This is a genomic window from Caballeronia sp. INML1 (assembly GCF_023631085.1).
Classification (GTDB): Bacteria; Pseudomonadota; Gammaproteobacteria; order Burkholderiales; family Burkholderiaceae; genus Caballeronia; species Caballeronia turbans.
On the sequence record NZ_JALQDT010000017.1, the window covers coordinates 25,588 to 44,955 of the forward strand.

Genomic DNA, 19,368 nt, shown 5'->3' on the forward strand with positions numbered 1-19,368 from the left:
GCACTGCAGCATGCCTTCACGGCGCGCCCGCGCTACAGTGATGCGGCACCGTCCGGCACACTTCCGATGTCCAAGCTCACGTCTACGGCCGCCTCAGCCGCGTCCTCGCCGCATGGCGCGCGCGTGGCCGTGCTCACCGTCATCGCGATGCTCGCCTTCGCCGGCAACTCGCTCTTGTGCCGTCTCGCGCTCAAGGGCACGCAAATCGACGCTGCGAGCTTCACGCTCGTGCGCATCGCGTCGGCGGCGCTCGTGCTGTGGATGATGCTGCTCGTGCGCGGCGGCCATGTTCGCGACGATGCGCGACGCGCCGGCAACTGGACGTCGGCGCTCGCGCTCATCGTCTATGCTGCACCGTTCTCCTACGCCTACGTGCGGCTCGCGGCGGGCGCGGGCGCGCTGCTGCTCTTCGGCGCCGTGCAGGCGACGATGATCGGCTACGGGATCGCGATCGGCGAGCGTCTCGCCGCGACGCAGTGGCTCGGCCTGCTGCTCGCGCTCGCCGGCTTCGTGTGGCTTGTGCTGCCGGGACTCGCCGCGCCGGATCCGCTGTCGTCGGCGCTGATGATCGCCGCGGGCATCGGCTGGGGCGTCTACTCGCTGCGCGGACGCGGCCGGTCCGACCCCGTCGCCGAGACGGCGGGCAATTTCCTGCGCGCGCTGCCGTTCGCCCTCACCGTGTCGGCCCTCGCGCTCGCGTTCGCGCATGCGCGCTTCGATGTTGCGGGCTTCGCCTACGCCGTCGCATCAGGTGCGCTGACCTCGGCACTCGGCTATGTCATCTGGTACGCGGCGTTGAAAGGCTTGAAGCCTGCGACGGCCGCCACGGTGCAACTGAGCGTGCCCGTAATCGCGGCGGCGGGCGGCGTGCTGTTGCTCGGCGAACCGCTGACCGCGCGCCTCGCCGCGAGCGCGGTCGCGATACTCGGCGGCATCGCGCTCGTCGTATCGTCCAAACGCCGATGAGGGCATGTGGCGCGCACTCCACACCGAAAGTCCCGCCACGCGCGTATGTGCGCCACCTCACATACGTGCGGGAACTTCCTCTGAAGAATGATGTATGCGCCGCTCATCAAATCGGGGCTGGAATGAAGAATGCTGCAGAGTGGCCGAACCTGCTTCGCCATCGTCTCGCGCGATGCGGTGAAATCACGGCGCACCGGTCCGTCCGACCCTGCTCGCGCCCTTTTCGCCGGGTGTTGCGCGCGATCATCCGCATCTTCGTTCACGCGCCTCATCGCCGCCCCGGATTGTCGCGGTATGTGGCGCGAGTTACATTGTTTGGCAAAAAATGGCCCGGCAGTGCAGGCTGAACCGGCATCCGGCTGTGACGTTCCGCGCAGGCACATCGCATTCATTGTTCAGATGATGGGACGCGCGGGGCGAATATGGGCGAGCGCGCGCCGTGCGTCCGCGCTGGTCCGCTGTCTGACGAATACGTTCTGGAGAGCGCTGTCATGCCTCAGCACGCAAAGCTACCCGAGGAGAGCATCGCGGAGCACGCAAGTCCCGCGAATGATCCCACTGTCACCAATTCGCCCGAGACTGCAATCGATTACGACGACGAACCCGGCCCCATGCGCATGCCATTGCGTTTCGGGCGACTCGCGCTGTGGATGGCATCGGCGACCGCGCTCGGCATCGGCGTGCTCGGCACCGTGGCGTACGGCATGTGGTTCAACCACGATCAGCGGGTGTACGCCGAAGCGATGGCGAGCGCGCGCCGCACGCTCGGCATCGACCAGCCCGCCATCGCCGCGCAAACGCAGTCGGCGGGGGCCGTGGAAACGCCCCTGGCCGGGGCTCCCGGCAACGCGGTCCGCTATGCGTCGAACGATGGACCCGCGCCCATCGACACCGCATCGCTTGCCGACAATGCGCCGGTCGCCGACGCCGCCGACGAACCCACCGTCGCCGACACCGGCACGGACGGCTCCGACACGACCCTCGCGACGACGGCCTACGCGCAGTCCTCGACACGACCGTCGCAGGCCGACGGATCGACCGCCGCGCCCGTCCAGGGCGCCGCCGTGCAACGCCGCGGCGCGCCATCCGCGACGGCGCGGGCCGCCGCCGCGAATCGCGCCGGCAACGACTCCTACGCGCAGGCGCGCAAGCGCCAGGCGCACGCGAAGCGCGAGGGCGGTCTCTTCGCCCGCGTGGGCGCGTTTTTTAACCGAGTGAGCTATCGACACAATGTCCCGAACCGTCAGCGAGAGGAGTATTCACGCCCCTGAGGACACGCTGGCGGGCCGCGTGCGGCGCGCGCTCGAACGCATGCGCATGCCCGGCCCCGCGCCGCTCGCGGGCGCCGCATTGCTGTGCCTGCTGATCGGCCTGCTGTTCCTCGCGATGCAGATCCGCGCGATCTTTTCCGCGCAACTGCAACAGGAGTATGTCGGGCTCGTGCTCGAAGCGGTCGAGCGCGCCGATACCGCCCGCGCGGCCGCGCTGTCGCTGCAGAACGCCCCAGCCGGCGACACCCAGCGTCAGGCGGCTTATCGCGAGTCGCGCATCGAACTGGCGGCACGGCTCGCGGCGCTGCACGCGCTGGTGGCGGCAAGCCCCATGTCGGCGCCGTCCCTGCCCTCCGCCGTCCTCTCGCCCGCCACCGCGCTCGGCGAGGCGAGTTCCGCGCTCGATTCCACCTATGCCTGGTGGCGCACCGCTCGCGATCGCGCGAGCGCGGACGTGCGCGAACGCATTCTGAGCGTGTCGCATACGTTGATCGCGCTCTCGGCGATCGTCTTCGGCGTGCTCATCACCGCGCTCGGCATGTATGCAAAACGCAACCGGCAACTCCTCGGCATTTCCAACGAGTTCGAGCAGGCGTCGCTGCACGATCCGATGACCGGCCTGCCCAACCGCCGCAAGCTCTTCGCGGCGCTGGAGGAAGCGGCCAACGCGCTCGCGAGCGGCGCGCGCGGCTCGACGCGCATCGCGGTGCTGTACATCGATCTCGATGGCTTCAAGCGCGTCAACGATACGCATGGCCACCGCATCGGCGATGAATTTCTGATCGCGGTGTCACGCCGTTTCCGCCATGCGGTGCGCGGCGGCGATCTCGTCGCGCGCATCGGCGGCGACGAATTCGCGCTGCTCGTGAGCGAGTTTTCGAGCGATGGTGAACTGGCCGTGATCGCGCAAAGAATCATCGCGTGCGTCGGCGAAACCGATGCGCAGATGGGCCTGTCGCTCGTGCGCGCGAGCATCGGCATCGCGAGCTTCCCGGATCGCGTCAACGATTACTGGCGGCTCGTCGCCGCCGCCGACGACACGATGTACACCGTGAAGCGCAATGGCAAGAACGGCTACGCGTTCTCGCCGTCGCCGTCCGCCTGATTCGCCTGTTTCCCTACGCGGCGGCGCGCAGATCCTCTTCGCCGCCCAGTGCTTCGGTCAGCGCCGACAACATGCGCGCGAGTTCGCCCGTCATCAGGATGAAGTCGGATTCGAAGCGCTCGTCGTCGTTCGCGGCGGTGGGATCGGCGGCTTCCTTGATGACGTCGAGCGCGCTCACGCGCTTCAACGTGAGCGATGGCGTCAGCACGAAGGAAACGCGGTCATCCCACGTCATCGCGAGACGCATGCATTGCTTGCCCGCTTCGATATGCCGGCGCATGTCTTCGGTTTCGAGCGCGTGGCCGACATAGCGGACCGTCGCGTTGCCTTCGCCCGTCGAGCGCAGTTCGGTGTCGCGATCGAGCGTGAAGCCCGCGGGACCGTCGCCCGACAGCAGCCAGTCGGTCATCGCGGAAACGGGGGAGCGCGCGGTGCGCACGCTGGCGAGCGGCAGATCGGTGACGGACTTCACGAGCAAGCCGATGATGTCGTCGCACACCGTCGCCGACGACGAATCGATCGCAAGCCAGCCGTTCACCGGGTCGATCCATACGCGCGTATCTCGGCGAATGCTGAACGCGCGCGGCAGGAGTTCGTCGGTGACCTGCTCTTTCAGTTCGCGCAACTGCTTTCTGCCGGGTTTGAAGCCCTGCTGCTCTTCGATTTCGGCCGCGCGTTCCTTGACGAACTGCGTGACGACCGATGCGGGCAGGAGCTTCTTCTCCGCGCGATAGACGATGAGCGTCTGACGATTCGCCGTGTAGACGAGTTCATCGTCGCCGCGCGGCGAGACCCAGCCGCGCCGCTCGTTCTCGATGCTCGACGCCGCGTTGAACGCGAGCGGCGCGAGCCATTGCTGCATGTGTTGCGGCGTGACGGACCAGTGTGCGGGGAGACGGTGAAGCTGGAGGTTCTTGAACCACATGGCGCGGGATTTCGATGTAGTCGGAAAGGGGCGCCATTCTATACGAGTGCGCGTCAATCGTTCGCGCGCCGTTTTTGCGGCACGATCCGCCACTGCAGATTCACGCCCGCCGCCGCGAGCAGAATGAGCACCGCCCCGGCCACTTGCAGCCACGCGAGCCTTTGCCCGAACGCGAGCCAGTCGACGACGATCGCCACGACCGGATAGATGAACGACAGCGCGCCCGTCATCGCCGTCGGCAGCTTCTGGATGGCGCCGTAGAGCAGCACGTACATGAGTCCCGTGTTGACGATGCCGAGCATGACGAGATCGGACCAGCCGGTAATCGACGCGGGCGTCTGGTCGAAACGTGCGAACGGCGCGAGCATGACGATGCCGAACAGCACGTGCAGCATCGCAATCAGATGCGGCGGCGTGCCCTTCAGGCGCTTCGTGACGATCGACGATATCGCGTACAGGAACGCCGCGCCGAGCGCATACGCGATGCCTTCGAAATATTGCCCCGGCATCGCCAGCACGGCGGGCTCGACGCGCACCACCATCACAAGGCCGATGAACGCGACACCGAGCCACGCGATCGTCGACGCCGACACGCGCTCGCGCAGCACGACCACGCCGAGCGCCACAAGCATGAATGGCTGCGTGTTGTAGACGGTCGTCGCCATCGAGATCGACGCGCGCGAATACGCGGCGAACAGCAGCAGCCAGTTGCCGACGATCGCCACGCTGCCGAGCGCGACGAGCCCCATCATGCGCCACGAGAAATAGCGCTTCTTCAGAAAGCCGAACGCCGCGCACACGGCGACGAGCGTCGCCGCGCCGAACACGCAGCGAAAGAACACGACGTTCCACAGCGTCTGCCCCGACGACACGACGAGCCAGCCGATCGTGCCCGACATCAACATTGCGAGCGACATCTCGATCGCGCCGCGACGCAGTTCATTCGCGTTCGATGCGCCCGCAAAACGCGCATTGATTCTTTCCGTGTTCATCTCGTGCCCGCCATGCAATTTTCGATGGGTTCAAGTCTATCCGGGCGCTCGCGCTGAAACCATGCCTAGAATTAGGCAAGTGCATCTTTCGACCTTCGAATCCAAGGCCATCATGGGAAAGAACCTCAGCAGCGCGCCCCACGTGGGCATCGACGCCATCGATCGCGAACTCATCAACGTGCTCGCGAGCGACGGGCGCATCGCGGTGAGCGAACTTGCGAAACGCGTCGGCCTCTCGGCGCCGAGCACTGCCGAGCGCATGCGCCGGCTCGAAACGCAGGGCGTGATTCGCGGCTTCACCGTCGATATCGATCCGCGCGCGCTCGGCTACACGCTGCAGGCGATCGTGCGCGTGCAGCCGTTGCCCGGGCAGTTGCATCTCGTCGAGGACGCGATCCGGCGCATTCCCGAGTTCGTCGAATGCGACAAGGTGACGGGCGACGACTGCTTCGTATGCCGCCTCTTTCTGCGCTCGATCGAGCATCTCGACGACATTCTTTCCCGAGTGACCGAGCGCGCCGCGACGAGCACGGCCATCGTGAAAGCGACGCCGATCGAACGACGCCTGCCGCCGCTCGGCTGACTGAATCGCGCGTTTTTATGCGCAGACGAACGGCGTTACACTTGAGGCGCTTGCCGACGCATCACAGGTTTTGCGCGAGAGGAACGAACATGAGTGACTTCGACGCCAACCGCACCTTCCGCGGGCTTCCGCTGACATCCGAGCAGGATGCCGAAGTACGGCACTACATCAAAAAGAAAAAGCAGCGCGGCGAACCGTGGGATACGCCCGAACTGGAGGCGATGTTGCAGGACATGCTGGAGCCGCCCGCCGACGAGGACAGTGTCACCGAGGACGACACCGACGACGAAACGCGCTCGGTGGCGGAACGCGCGTCCGCGTTCATCGACGAAGGCATGGACCCGATCGAGAATAGCGAGGAATGGCACGCCGCGATGGAAGCCGAGGCGATGAAAGGGCCAAGACGCTGACGCGCTTCGCGCGCCGTGCGAAAAAAAAGCGCCGGTCGATGCCGGCGCCCTATCCGTTTAATTCACGTCCTGCTGCACGTTCAATGCCTGTGCCGCCAGTCACGCGGCGGATGGGAATCCAGCCAGCGCGCTTTGGGGGTATGGATATGCGGGTGCCGGTGATGCATCACGAGAACCACCGCGACGCATAGCACCAGAATGACTCCCGCCATCAGGCTGATCATCGGCTCGGCCATCGCTACCTCCTTTTTGGTCCAGGGGCGATGCCTGTATTCTAGGCCTTGTTTCCGCCGCCGATTCATGCGTCATGCGAAAGCTAAGCACAAAAGCATCGTTGCGCCGCGAGGGCATCGCAAGCGTGTCGCGTCCGCGTGTCCTATAGTGCTTTTGCAAGCGAATCGACGACGACACAACTGGGAGACGCAGCATGGCGACATGGAAACCGGATCCGAGCTTCTACCCTTCCCCGCGGCTCGCGGCGAAAGCGCCGCGTGAAACGCTGGCCTACGTCGCGACGTTCGATCCTGAACGCCAGACGCCCGACAGGATCGCCGTCGTCGATGTCGATCCGGATTCGCCGGACTACACGAAAATCGTCGGCGAAATCTCGATGCCCGATACCGGCGACGAGCTGCATCACTTCGGCTGGAACGCCTGCTCGTCATGCCTGTGCCCGAACGCGCCGCATCCGCACATGGAGCGGCGCTATCTCGTCGTGCCGGGGCTGCGGTCGTCGCGCATTCATATCCTCGACACGAAGCCCGATCCGAAGAAGCCCGTCATCGTCAAAACGATCGAGCCCGCGGAGCTCGCGGAAAAAACCGGCTATACGCGTCCGCACACGGTGCACTGCGGGCCGGGCGGGATCTATATCACCGCGCTCGGCAACGCCGAAGGCAAGGCGCCTGGCGGCGTGCTGATGCTCGATCAGCAGAGCTTCGATCCGCTCGGCCGCTGGGAAGTCGATCGCGGCCCGCAGCAGCTCGCGTATGACGGATGGTGGCATCTCGGCTACGACACGATGGTCACGAGCGAATGGGGCACGCCCGATACCTTCGAGAACGGCCTCGTGCCGGACTTGCTGCTCGGCGCGAAGTACGGCCGCAAGCTGCATTTCTGGGACTTCACGAAGCGCAGGCACATTCAGGAAATCGACTTCGGCGACGAGTATCAGCTCGTGTTCGAACTGCGCCCCGCGCACGATCCGACCAAGCCATACGGCTTCGTCAATTGCGTGATCAGCCTGAAGGATCTGTCGTCGTCGATCTGGACGTGGTATCGCGACGGCGACAAATGGGCGGTGAAGAAGATCATCGACATTCCCGCCGAGCCCGCCGATGCCGATGCGCTGCCGCCGCTCCTCAAAGGCTTCGGCGCGGTCCCGCCGCTCGTCTCGGACATCGATCTGTCCATGGACGATCGCTTTCTCTACGTGTCCTGCTGGGGCACGGGCGACATGCTGCAATACGACGTCTCCGATCCGTTCGCGCCGAAGCTGACGGGCAAGGTGCGCATCGGCGGCGTGGTCGCGCGCGCGACGCATCCGGGCGCCGCGAATGGCGCGTTGAACGGCGGACCGCAGATGGTCGAGGTGAGCCGCGACGGCCGCCGCGTCTACTTCACCAACTCGCTCTACGGCGCGGTGGATGCGCAGTTTTATCCAGAAGGCATAGACGGCTGGATGGTGAAGCTCGACGCCGATCCGAACGGCGGCCTCGCCGTCGACGACAAGTTCTTCATCGACTGGCCAAAGGGGCATCGGCCGCATCAGATCCGGCTGCAGGGCGGCGATTGTTCGTCGGATTCGTACTGCTATCCCTGAGACGCCGCGAGCCGCTTCGCATGGACGCCGCGTCGCCCGCGCTCCTCTTGACAGCCGCGGGCCTCGGCGCGTTTCACGGCCTCAATCCGGCGATGGGATGGCTCTTCGCGGTCGCGCTCGGCCTGTATGCGCAGAGCCGCCGTGTCGCACTGGTATCGCTCGTGCCGATCGCGCTGGGTCACGCGGCATCGGTCGCGCTCGTGCTCGCGGGCGCGCTCACGCTCGGCATGGTGATCGGCCATGACGTGCTCGCGCGCGCATCCGGGGCGCTTCTGATCGGCTGGGGCGTGTGGAGTGCGTGGCGCGGGCACCGCGGACGGCCGACCGTCGGCATGCGCACCGGGCTGGCGGGCCTCGCGCTGTGGTCCTTCGTGATGTCGAGCGCGCACGGCGCGGGGCTGATGCTCGTGCCGGCGCTGTTGCCGCTATGCACCGGCCAGCTTGCGAACACCGCGTTCGAAGCCACCGCGCTGGCGCTCGCCGTCCACACCGCTGCGATGCTCGCCGTGATCGCCGCGATCTCCATGTTCGCGATGTCCCTTCAGGAACGCGGCGGCCTAGGCTTTCTGCGCAGCGGCTGGATCAACGTCGATTGGCTCTGGAGCGCGGCGCTGATCGCATGCGGCGTGTTTCTGCTCGTCTAGCCTCGATGCGCGTTCCCGGCGTGTCTCCCGGCGCGCCGGAAAAAACGCACTTTGCATGCGTGATGCACGGTGGCATTTTGCATGCATCGTGCGGAATTCAATCCCGCTGCGACACTGCTTCGGCGCCAGGCAGTTCGACCGTGGTCCATCCACCGCCCAGCGCCTTCACGAGCGCAACGCTCGCCGCCATGCGCCGCCGTTCGATGCGCACCGCCGTGCGCTGATCCGACAGCACGATGGCCTGCGTCACCACGACGCTCAGATACGTGATCGCGCCGTTCTCGTAGCGGTTGCTCACCTTGCCGAGCGCGCGCTGGGCGGCATCGACGGCATCGCGCTGCGCTTCGCTTTCGCGGCGCAGCACTTCCAGCGCGTTCAGGTTGTCTTCCACTTGTCCGAACGCGGTCAGCACCGTCTGGCGATAATCCGCGACGTTCTCGTCGTAGGCGGCGCGCGCCGCATCTTGAGCCGCCGCGCGTCCGCCGAAATCGAGCACCGTGAACGCGAGTTGCGGCCCGAGCGACCAGAAGCGGCTCGGCGCTTCGAGCCACGACGTAAAACGCGTCGCTTCGAGACCGCCCGTCGCGGCGAGCAGCAGGTTCGGGAAGAACGCGGCCGTCGCCACGCCGACGCGCGCATTCGCCTCGGCGACGCGCCGTTCCGCCGCTGCGATGTCCGGACGCCGCTCGAGCAGCGCGGACGGCACGCTGAGCGGCAACACGGCGAGCGCCGCGGACGGATGCGGCGAATGCGCTTCGTTGAGCGGCGCGACATCGAGCGCGAAATTCGACGGATTTTCGCCGACAAGGATCGCGATCGCGTTGACGAGGCTCGTGCGCGTGGTCTCGAGATCGATCCGTTGCGCCTGCGTCGCGCGCAACTGCTCTTCCGCCTGGGCCACGTCCGATTCCGCCGCGACGCCGCCCGCGAAGCGATCGCGCGTGAGTGCGAGCGCTTTCTCATAGGCTTGCAGCGTGGCGTCCAGCAGCCGCTCTTCCTCAACGGTGCCGCGCAGATCGAAGTAGTTGGTCGCGAGTTCGGCCTGCATCGACAGAATCGCGCTTTGCAGGTCGGCCGCGCTCGCCTGCGCTGCCGCGCGCCCCCCCTCGACGGCACGCGAGATGCGCCCCCACAGATCCGGCTCCCAGGAGATTTGCGCATCGACCAGATAGTCGGGCACGGTGATGCCCGCGCTCGATTTGTACAGCACGTTCGACGACACGCGCGACTGATTGAATGCAGCATTCGCGGTGATCGTCGGGAAGTAAGCCGAACGCGCCTGCGCGGCCGCGGCACGCGCCCCGCGATAACGCGCAGCGGCAGCGGCAACGGTCTGGTTCGCAGTCGCGACGCGTTCTTCGAGCGCGTTCAGTTGCGGGTCGCCATACGCCTCCCACCAGGGCGCGCGCGGCTTCGCATCGGCGGGATGCGCGGGCTTCCAGTCTTGCGATGCCGCGGCGGACGCAGCAGGCGGCACATCGGACGGCGTCTGCGATTTATAGGCCGCGGGCACCGGCACGTCGGGCCGAACGTAATCCGGGCCGACCGCACAGCCCGCCGATGCGGCGATAGTTAGCCCTGCAACGATTCGGACCGATGCGCGCATCATCACGATTCGTTTCCTTCCTGCTTCGCCGCCCCGCCGCGCGCGCCCTCGCGTCCGATACGCACCGCCGCGCCGTCGATGATCGAATCGGGCGGATTCACGATCACACGCTCGTCGCCATTCAACCCGGAAACGATGGACACGCGCGTGCCGTAGTCCGTGCCGAGCATGATAGGCAGGAGCTTCACGCGATTGTTCGCATCGACGCTCGCGGCATGCACGCCATCGGGACGAAACAGCAGCGCATTGCCCGGCAGCATGAAGGAAGGATTCGCGCTCGTCAGACGAAAGCGCACCTGCGCATATGCACCTGCGAGCAAGTCGCCCGTCGGATTCTTTACATCGACTTCGACACGCATCGTGCGCGCGACGGGATCGACCGCGCCCGCCGTGCGCACCGTGACGCCGTCGAACTTGCGGTTGCGCTCCTCGTTGAGCAGCAACTCCGCGGGCAAACCGACCGAAATCATGCGCGCATACGCCTGCGGCACATCGACGAACACGCGCAACGTCGACGCATCCTGAATGTGAAAGAGCTCGCGGCCCGCACTGCCGCTGCCCGCATCGATCAACTGCCCGACATCCGTATTGCGCGCCGTGACGACGCCATCGAACGGCGCATAGATCTTTTGGAACGACACGAGCTGTTCGAGCCGCGACACGTTCGCCTGCGCCGCATTCAGCGCGGCTTCCTTCGCGAGCATGTCGCCGTTCTTTTCATCGGTTTCCTGACGCGACACCGAATTGTTCTTCAGCATCTCCGCCCAGCGTTGCGCGGTCGTCTTTGCAAGCAGATAGTTCGCGCGCGCCGTTTGCGCATCGGCGCGGGCCTGGCGAAGCTGATCGTTGATCTCGGGCGCATCGATCTCCGCGAGCAACTGCCCCTTCTTCACCTTCGTGCCGATATCGACGGTCCAGCGCTTCAGATAACCATTCGTGCGCGCGAAGATCGGCGCATCGGAGAACGCGCGGATATCGCCGGCCAACACGAGATCCTGCGACGCCTTCATGCGCGTCGGCTTGATGACTTCCACCGTCTGCACGCCATGCTCGTTCGCATCGCGCTCGAGTTCCGCATGCGCCGCGCGCCGCGAGAGTATGCCTTGCGCGACGAGCCCGACGACCACCACGAGCGCGATCACGAGCCATAAACGCCCTCGCCGCGTGATGCCCGATCGTTGCGACCCCTGCTCTTCCATTCTTGCTCCACCCACTGATCGATTGTTTTATTGCGCCGCTTCTCTGGCCGTGGCGCCTGGTCCCTTGCCGCGTGCTTCCATGCGCCGGTAGATCATCGAGAACACGACCGGCACGAAGAACAATGTCGCGACCGTGCCGACCATCAGCCCGCCGATCACCGCGCGCCCGAGCGGCGCATTCTGCTCGCCGCCTTCGCCGAGACCGATCGCCATCGGCACCATGCCGATCATCATTGCGAGTGCCGTCATCAGCACCGGCCTGAAGCGCGAGTAGCCTGCTTCGAGCGCGCAGCGCACCGCATCGCCGTGCTCGGCGAGCGCCGCGCGCGCGAAGCTCACCACGAGAATGCTGTTCGCCGTCGCGATGCCGATACACATGATCGCGCCCGTCAACGCGGGAATCGACAGCGTCGTATGCGTGAGGAACAGCATCCACACGATGCCCGCGAGCGCGCCCGGCAATGCGGTGATGATGATGAACGGATCGAGCCACGACTGGAAGTTCACGACGATCAACAGATACACGAGCACGACCGCGAGAATGAGGCCGAACGCGAGCCCGGAGAACGATCCGTTCATCGTCTCGACCTGGCCGCGCATGTCGATCGACGAGCCTTTGGGCAACTCGCCGCGCGCTTCGTCGATGATGCGTTGCACGTCGTCGGATACCGCGCCGAGATCGCGCCGCTCGGTCGTCGCATAGAGATTGATGGTGGTCTGCGCGTTGTAGTGATACACGACCGCATCGCGCGCGCCGCGCGATAGCGTTGCGAGCGCGCCGAGAATATTGGTCTTGCCGCTCGCGGACGTGACCGGAATGTTGGCCACCGATTGCAGCGAGTTCATGTCGTATTGCGGCGCCGTCGTGATGACGTTGTAGCTCACGCCGTTCACCGGATTGAGCCAGAACGTGGGCGTCGTCTGCTGGCTGCCGGAGAGCGTGATGAGCAGGTTGTTCGCGACGTCGCGCTGCGTGAAACCCGCTTGCAGCGCTTTGGTGCGATCCACTTCGACATTGATCGATGGCAGATCGGACGGCTGCTGGATGCGCGCATCGACGAGCCCCGGCACGCGGCGGATCTTTTCCAGCAAGCGGTTCGCGAGTGCGCGATTGGCCTGCGCATCGCGTCCGGTAATGGCGATGTCGATCGGCGCGGGCACGCCGAAGTTGAGAATCTGACTCACGATATCCGCGGGCAGAAACGAGAACGTCACGCCGGGAAACTCCTGCGGCAGGCGCTTGCGCAACTCATGGATATAGCCTTCGGTCGGCGCGTGATCTTCGTTCAGGCTGATGAGCACGTCGGCATCGGCGGAACTGACCGTACCCGTGTTGCTGTACGAGAGATTGATGCCCGACACCGGCAAGCCCATGTTGTCGATGATCGAGCGAATCTCGCCGCGTGGAATGAGTTGCCTGATGCGCGCATCGACGCGGTCGGTGAGTGCCGCCGTTTCCTCGATGCGCGTGCCGGTCTTCGCGCGCAAATGCAGCGCAATCACGCCTGAATCGATCGACGGAAAGAAGTCGCGTCCGAGGAACGGTGCAAGCCCGAGCGAAAGCAGGCAGCACAGCAGGAACAGCGATGCAAAGCGTCCCGGATGCAAAAGCCGCGCTTCGAGAAAACGTCGATATCGATTGCGCACGGATTCGAAGTGACGCTCGAACGCGAGATGGATGCGCACGAACGGATTGCGCGATCCCTTCATCGACTCGACATCGCCGCCCATGTGCTCGTGATGACGCAACAGGTATTTCGCGAGCGTCGGAACGAGCGTGCGCGAGAAGAAGTACGACGCGAGCATCGCGAACACGACGGCCTCGGCCATCGGCACGAAGAGGTAATGCGCGACGCCGGTCAGCAGGAACATCGGAATGAACACGATGCAGATCGAGAGCGTGGATACGAGCGTCGGCACTGCGATCTGTTGAGCGCCGTCGAGGATCGCCTGCTCCAGTTCCTTGCCCTGCTCCAGGTTCTGGCTGATATTTTCGATTGCAACTGTCGCATCGTCGACGAGAATGCCGACCGCCAGCGCGAGGCCGCCCAGCGTCATGATGTTGATGGTCTGCCCGATCGCGGAAAGCGCGACGATGGACGTCAGCATCGAGAGCGGTATGGAGATCGCGATGATGAGCGTCGCGCGCCAGCTTCCCAGGAAGAGCAGGACCATCAGCGCGGTCAGGCCAGCCGCGATCACCGCTTCGCGCAACACGCCCGACACCGATGCGCGCACGAAGAGCGATTGATCCGCGACCGGCTCGATCTTGAGCGAGTCGGGCACCATGCCGCGCAAGGTCGGCAACAGGTTCTTCACGCGCGCGACGATATCGAGCGTCGATGCATTGCCGCTCTTGTTGATCGTGAGTAAGGACGCGCGCGTGCCGTTCACGCGCACGATATTGGTCTGCGGCTGAAAACCGTCGCGCACATGGGCGACGTCCTTGATATAGATCGTGCCGCCCGGACCCGTGCGGATCGGGATGTCGTTGAGCCCTTCTATCGAGCCCGGGCTCGCGTTCAGGCCGACCGAGTACTCCGTCGAACCGATCTTCGTCGTGCCCGTGGGAAGAATGAGGTTTTGCGCGCTGATCGCATTGACGACATCGGTGGGCGCGAGGTTCTTCGCCTGCAGCTTGCGCGAGTCGATATCGACCATGATCTGCTGCTGCTTGCCGCCATAAGGCAGCGGCACCGACGCGCCCTGCACGGTCGCGAGTTGCGTCTTCAGGAAGCTGTTGCCGAAGTCGTAGAGCTGCTGCTCGGTGAGTTCAGCCGAGGACAACGCGAGCCGCAGAATCGGCACCGTCGATGCATTGAAGCGCAAGATGTTGGGCGGCGTGATGCCGGGCGGCAGCGAGCGCAATTGCGTCTGCGAAAGCGCGGTGATTTCCGCGATCGCTTCATCGACATTCGCGTTCGGCTGAAAGTAGATGCGAATCACCGCGATGCCCGGCAGCGATTCCGACTCGATGTGCTCGATGTCGTTGACCGCCACCGACAAGCCGCGTTCGTAATTCAGCGTGATGCGGCGCTCCATCTGATCGGGCGGCAGGCCCGTGTACGACCAGATGACGCTGACTACCGGAATATCGATGTTGGGGAAGATATCGGTCGGTGTGCGCAGGATGACGAGCGGACCGATGATCAGCAAGAGCAGCGACAGGACGATGAACGTGTACGGGCGCTTGAGCGCGAGTCTGACGATCCACATCTAAATTCTGCCTGCCCCGTTTGGTGTTCGTTATTCGAATACTGTTCGACGACTGCGCGAATGCACCCGCTACGATGACACAACAGAAGCTTACAAAACAATTCGCGCAAACGGTTGCGAGGGTTTATGCGGAAAGATTTCTGCAGAAGAATGCGGAGCCGCACCGGAAATGGAACAAGTGCTTCCAATTGGTGGGAATCGAATGGCGCCTCGCGGAACGCGAGGCGCTGAATAAACAGGGTTCAGACGGTTGCGGAACGTAGATCGAGCACGCGTTTCGCCTTGCCCGTTGCAGTCGTCGGCAGTGCGCCGGAATCGAGCACGCGCACTTGCGTCGATACGCCGACCATCGTCTTCACGCGGCTTTGCAACTCGCGCGACAGACCGGCACGTTCGCTCTCGTTCAACGTCGCGCAGACTTCGGCGCGCGCTTCGACCGAAACCGACAGCGAATCCATGTGGCCCTCGCGCGATACGCACAATTGATACTGACCGCTCAAACGCGGAATCGCGAGAACCAATTCTTCAATCTGGCTCGGGAACACATTCACGCCGCGAATGATGAGCATGTCGTCCGAGCGGCCCGTGATCTTCGCGAGGCGGCGCATCGAACGCGCGCTCGGCGGCAGCAAAGACGTGAGATCGCGCGTGCGGTAGCGGATCATCGGCATCGCTTCCTTCGTGAGCGACGTGAAAACGAGCTCGCCCGTGGCGCCTTCGGGAAGCACCTCTCCCGTCACCGGATCGATGATCTCGGGATAGAAATGATCTTCCCAGATGGTCGGGCCGTCCTTCGTTTCGATGCATTCGCATGCGACGCCCGGACCCATGATTTCCGAAAGCCCGTAGATATCGAGCGCCTGAATGCCCGCGCGCGTTTCGATCTCGCTGCGTAAGCCCTGGCTCCACGGCTCCGCGCCGAAGATGCCGATCTTGAGCGACGTGTTGGCCGGGTCCATGCCCTGTCGCGCCATCTCGTCGAGCAGATTCAACATGTACGAAGGCGTGACGAGTATGATTTTCGGCTCGAAGTCGCGGATCAGTTGCACCTGCTTCTCGGTCTGGCCGCCCGACATCGGCACGACCATGCAGCCCAGACGTTCCGCGCCGTAGTGAATCCCGAGGCCGCCTGTGAAAAGGCCATAACCGAAGGCGTTATGCAGCGTATCGCCCTTGCGCCCGCCCGCGGCGCGAATCGAACGCGCGGTGACGTTCGCCCATGTGTCGATATCCTTCGCCGTGTAGCCGACCACGGTCGGCTTGCCTGTCGTGCCGCTCGATGCATGCACACGCACGACCTGATCCCGCGGCACCGCAAAGAGTCCGAAGGGATAGTTGTCACGTAAATCGGTTTTCGTCGTGGTCGGAAACCGTGCGAGATCGGACAGCTCGCGCAAGTCGTCGGGATGCACACCTGCCGCGTCGAATGCGCGACGATAGTGCGGCACGTTCTCATAGGCGTGTCGCAACGTCCACTTCAGGCGTTCGAGTTGCAGCGCCTGAAGCTCGTCACGGCTCGCGCGTTCGATCGGTTCCAGTTCGCTCTGCTGTGCAATGGTTTGGACCATGGTTGTCTCCTGCATGAATGATCGATGAGTGAATGACGCGAATTCGCTTTAGTGGAAGCGTTGGTCTGAATAGCGCAAGCCAGCGATGAGTGGCGATGCGCGATAGCGGTCTTCGCCGTAATGCGCCGTGAGATGGAGCAACACATCGTGAATGCGCGCGATGCCGATGCGCTCGCCCCACGCAAGCGGCCCGAGCGGATAGTTCACGCCCTTCTCCATCGCGAGATCGAGATCCGCGCTCGTGCAGACGCCCTGATTCACCGCCTCCGCCGCTTCGTTGACGAGCATCGCAACGGTGCGCATCACGGCCATGCCGGCGATATCTTTCAATGGCACCACGGCATAGCCAGCCTTCGTCAGTGCGCCGGCTGCGGCAGCGTAGGCATCGTCGGCGCATTGACGCGCTCGCGTGATCGCGACGCTTTGCGCGGTCGCATAATCGAGCGCGAGATCGATCAGCACGATGTTGTCGATGCCGAGCGCGTGCGCGCGTTCGGTGGCGGTGCGTCCATCGGTCAGAAAGAGATAAGCATCGTCGATTTGCGCGACGAGGCCGGGCATATCGTTACGGCTCGCGCTCGCTTCGGCGAGGCGCGCTTGCAGTCGCTCATACAACGGGGCGCTTTCACCGGGCACGATCTTCGAAGGCGTGCGCGTATGCGTCTCGATGCGCGCAGCAGGCTTCGCGGCGTTGGCGCCATAGTCATAGAAGCCGCGTTCCGTCTTTCGACCCAGAAAGCCCGCATTCACCAGTTCCTGCTGAATCAGCGAAGGCGTGAAGCGCGGATCGTTGAAGTACGCGTTGAACACCGATAGCGTCACGGCGAAGTTCACATCGTGACCGATCAGGTCCATCAGTTCGAACGGGCCCATTCTGAAGCCGCCCGAATCGCGCATGACGGCATCGATGGAAGCTGCGTCCGCGCCCTGCTCGTTGAGCACGCGCAGAGCTTCGGCATAGAAGGGCCGCGCCACGCGATTGACGATGAAACCCGGCGTCGACCTTGCATGAACCGGCCTCTTGCCCCATGCGGCCGACGTCGCGTAGACCGTTTGCGCAACGTCATGCGATGTTGCGAGTCCACGCACGACTTCGACGAGCGCCATCAGCGGCGCGGGGTTGAAGAAGTGCATGCCGACCACACGCGACGGATGCTTCAGGGGCGCAGCGATCGCCGTGATCGAAATCGACGACGTGTTGGTCGCGAGTATGCACTCGGGCGTGACGATGCTTTCGAGTTCGCTGAACAATGCACGCTTGACATCGAGCCTCTCGGCGACGGCTTCGATCACGAGCGATGCCGTGCGCATGTCCGCGAGGTTCGTCACGCTATGCGCGCGGTCGATGGCCTTGTGTCCCGTGGCCTGATCGAGCCTCTTCTTGTCGATCAGGCGCTGCACGTTGGCCGCGATGCTCGAGCGCGCCTTGTCGAGCGCTTTCCCGTCGAGATCGTAAAGCAGCACGGTGTGTCCCGCGAGTGCCGCGACTTGTGCGATGCCCGCGCCCATCGCCCCCGCGCCGATCACGCCGACGACCGCCGATGACTGAATGGCCTGTGTCATGTTTCGCAGCCCTCAGACGCGCTCGATCGCGATGGCGATGCCCTGGCCCACGCCGATGCACATCGTGCACAGCGCATAGCGGCCGTTGCGGCGTTCCAGCTCGTACAGCGCGGTCGTGACGAGACGCGCGCCGGATGCACCGAGCGGATGGCCGAGCGCAATGGCGCCGCCGTTCGGATTCACGCGTGGATCGTCTTCGGCGAGACGCAGTTGACGCAGCACCGCGATGCCTTGCGATGCGAAGGCTTCATTGAGTTCGATGACGTCGAACTGTTCCAGCGCGAGCCCTGTGCGCGCGAGGAGCTTCTTCGTCGCGGGCGCGGGACCGATGCCCATGATGCGTGGCTCGACGCCCGCCGTCGCCATGCCGATGATGCGTGCGCGCGGCGTAAGTCCGTGGCGCCGGGCCGCCTCCTCGTTCGCAATGATGAGCGCACACGCACCATCATTTACGCCCGATGCATTGCCCGCCGTCACGCTGCCGTCAGGGCGCACGACGCCCTTCAGTTTGGCGAGCGTTTCGAGCGTGGTTTCGCGCGGATGCTCGTCGCGATCGATCGCGATCGTTTCGCCCTTCTTTTGCGGCACGTTCACTGCAACGATCTCCTGCGCGAGCGTGCCATCGGCCTGTGCGCGCGCGGCGCGTTGCTGGCTGCGCAGTGCGAAGCGGTCCTGCGCATCGCGCGTGATGCCGAAATCGACGGCGACGTTTTCCGCGGTCTCGGGCATCGAATCGACGCCATAGCGCTCGCGCATTGCGCGATTGATGAAACGCCAGCCTATGGTGGTATCGAAGATGTCGGCCGACCGCGAGAACGCGCTCGACGCCTTGCCCATCACGAAAGGCGCACGCGTCATGCTCTCGACGCCGCCCGCGAGATAGAGCGAGCCATCGCCCGCCTTAATGGCGCGCGCCGCGCTGCCGACCGCATCCATGCCCGAACCGCACAAGCGGTTGATTGTCGAGCCGGGTACGTCGATGGGCAAGCCCGCCAGCAGGCCCGACATGCGCGCGACGTTGCGGTTGTCCTCGCCTGCCTGGTTCGCGCAGCCGTAGATCACATCGTCAACCTGCGTCCAGTCCACCGATGCATTGCGCTTCATGAGCGCGGTGATGGGCACGGCGCCGAGGTCGTCGGCGCGGACGTCCTTGAAAACACCACCATAGCGGCCGATGGGCGTACGAATAGCATCGCAGATGAAGGCTTCAGTCATGACAAGTCTCGATGTGGAGGATGATCGATCACAACGAAGCCGTGCAATGGTTGCATTGCTAACGACTTCGCGCTTGAATTGATTGATTGGAAATCTTCGGCTTCACACGCATCGTTGCGATGCGCGTCTTTCGCTGCAGCAAGAACGACGTTCAGCGCTCGTCGAAACTCACGACCACCCGCTCGCTCACCGGATGACATTGGCAAGTCAGCACGAAGCCGTCATCGATTTCATGTTGTTCGAGCGTGTAGTTCTTTTCCATCTTCACTTCGCCTTCGAGCAC

The 19,368-nt window shown here is 64.4% G+C and carries 16 protein-coding genes and 1 pseudogene; 7 read left to right on the forward strand and 10 right to left on the reverse strand.

What is annotated here, in order from left to right; translation table 11 throughout:
• The first annotated feature begins 66 nt into the window (after window positions 1-66).
• From NCR38_RS06890 to NCR38_RS06900, 3 genes are all read left to right on the forward strand, one after another.
• The gene (locus NCR38_RS06890; protein WP_250476669.1) at window positions 67-966 is read left to right on the forward strand and encodes a DMT family transporter; all 900 of its coding nucleotides are present in this window, start codon (window positions 67-69) and stop codon (window positions 964-966) included.
• Window positions 967-1,457: 491 nt separating this feature from the next.
• Complete coding sequence (locus tag NCR38_RS06895) at window positions 1,458-2,237, forward strand: hypothetical protein (RefSeq protein WP_250476670.1); 780 nt, start codon at window positions 1,458-1,460, stop codon at window positions 2,235-2,237.
• 40 nt (window positions 2,238-2,277) lie between these two features.
• On the forward strand, window positions 2,278-3,342 hold the full coding sequence (locus tag NCR38_RS06900; RefSeq protein WP_061117601.1) for a GGDEF domain-containing protein: 1,065 nt from the start codon (window positions 2,278-2,280) through the stop codon (window positions 3,340-3,342).
• Window positions 3,343-3,355: 13 nt separating this feature from the next.
• On the opposite strand, the gene NCR38_RS06905 is transcribed toward NCR38_RS06900, so the two are convergent.
• Window positions 3,356-4,267 carry a recombination-associated protein RdgC gene (locus NCR38_RS06905; RefSeq protein ID WP_061117300.1) on the reverse strand — a complete coding sequence of 304 codons (912 nt, stop codon included), beginning with the start codon at window positions 4,265-4,267 and terminating at the stop codon, window positions 3,356-3,358.
• A gap of 53 nt (window positions 4,268-4,320) precedes the next feature.
• A complete protein-coding gene (locus NCR38_RS06910; RefSeq protein WP_061117299.1) occupies window positions 4,321-5,259 on the reverse strand; it encodes a DMT family transporter in 939 nt (312 codons plus the stop codon).
• A gap of 112 nt (window positions 5,260-5,371) precedes the next feature.
• On the opposite strand from NCR38_RS06910, the gene NCR38_RS06915 reads away from it, so the two are divergent.
• Together NCR38_RS06915 and NCR38_RS06920 are read left to right on the forward strand one after the other, a co-directional pair.
• Window positions 5,372-5,842, forward strand: coding sequence for an Lrp/AsnC family transcriptional regulator (locus NCR38_RS06915; RefSeq protein ID WP_061117298.1), 471 nt, complete (start codon window positions 5,372-5,374; stop codon window positions 5,840-5,842).
• An 89-nt stretch (window positions 5,843-5,931) separates the two neighbouring features.
• Window positions 5,932-6,252 (forward strand): hypothetical protein, encoded by a 321-nt coding sequence (locus NCR38_RS06920; protein WP_250476671.1) that lies wholly within the window; start codon window positions 5,932-5,934, stop codon window positions 6,250-6,252.
• A gap of 80 nt (window positions 6,253-6,332) precedes the next feature.
• Here the strand turns inward: NCR38_RS06920 and NCR38_RS06925 are convergent, their stop codons facing one another.
• Window positions 6,333-6,488, reverse strand: coding sequence for a hypothetical protein (locus NCR38_RS06925; protein WP_250476672.1), 156 nt, complete (start codon window positions 6,486-6,488; stop codon window positions 6,333-6,335).
• A 191-nt stretch (window positions 6,489-6,679) separates the two neighbouring features.
• Between NCR38_RS06925 and NCR38_RS06930 the strand changes: the two genes are divergently transcribed.
• The gene (locus NCR38_RS06930) at window positions 6,680-8,074 is read left to right on the forward strand and encodes a selenium-binding family protein (protein ID WP_061117295.1); all 1,395 of its coding nucleotides are present in this window, start codon (window positions 6,680-6,682) and stop codon (window positions 8,072-8,074) included.
• Between the two features lie 20 nt (window positions 8,075-8,094).
• Complete coding sequence (locus tag NCR38_RS06935; protein ID WP_061117294.1) at window positions 8,095-8,718, forward strand: hypothetical protein; 624 nt, start codon at window positions 8,095-8,097, stop codon at window positions 8,716-8,718.
• A gap of 97 nt (window positions 8,719-8,815) precedes the next feature.
• Here the strand turns inward: NCR38_RS06935 and NCR38_RS06940 are convergent, their stop codons facing one another.
• From NCR38_RS06940 to NCR38_RS06970, 7 genes and pseudogenes are all read right to left on the reverse strand, one after another.
• Window positions 8,816-10,327, reverse strand: a complete 1,512-nt coding sequence (locus NCR38_RS06940) for an efflux transporter outer membrane subunit (RefSeq protein WP_250476673.1) — start codon at window positions 10,325-10,327, stop codon at window positions 8,816-8,818.
• Complete coding sequence (locus NCR38_RS06945) at window positions 10,327-11,523, reverse strand: efflux RND transporter periplasmic adaptor subunit (RefSeq protein WP_250476674.1); 1,197 nt, start codon at window positions 11,521-11,523, stop codon at window positions 10,327-10,329. The genes NCR38_RS06940 and NCR38_RS06945 overlap by 1 nt, the downstream gene beginning before the upstream one ends.
• Window positions 11,524-11,550: 27 nt before the next feature.
• Entirely contained in the window at window positions 11,551-14,739 is a 3,189-nt protein-coding gene (locus NCR38_RS06950) for an efflux RND transporter permease subunit (protein ID WP_250476675.1), read from the reverse strand.
• A gap of 242 nt (window positions 14,740-14,981) precedes the next feature.
• The gene (paaK, locus tag NCR38_RS06955; RefSeq protein WP_061117290.1) at window positions 14,982-16,307 is read right to left on the reverse strand and encodes a phenylacetate--CoA ligase PaaK; all 1,326 of its coding nucleotides are present in this window, start codon (window positions 16,305-16,307) and stop codon (window positions 14,982-14,984) included.
• A gap of 48 nt (window positions 16,308-16,355) precedes the next feature.
• A complete protein-coding gene (locus NCR38_RS06960; RefSeq protein ID WP_061117289.1) occupies window positions 16,356-17,870 on the reverse strand; it encodes a 3-hydroxyacyl-CoA dehydrogenase in 1,515 nt (504 codons plus the stop codon).
• A 12-nt stretch (window positions 17,871-17,882) separates the two neighbouring features.
• The gene (gene pcaF / locus NCR38_RS06965; protein WP_061117288.1) at window positions 17,883-19,085 is read right to left on the reverse strand and encodes a 3-oxoadipyl-CoA thiolase; all 1,203 of its coding nucleotides are present in this window, start codon (window positions 19,083-19,085) and stop codon (window positions 17,883-17,885) included.
• 151 nt (window positions 19,086-19,236) lie between these two features.
• Window positions 19,237-19,368 (reverse strand): annotated as a pseudogene (locus tag NCR38_RS06970) (phenylacetic acid degradation protein); the annotation flags it as partial.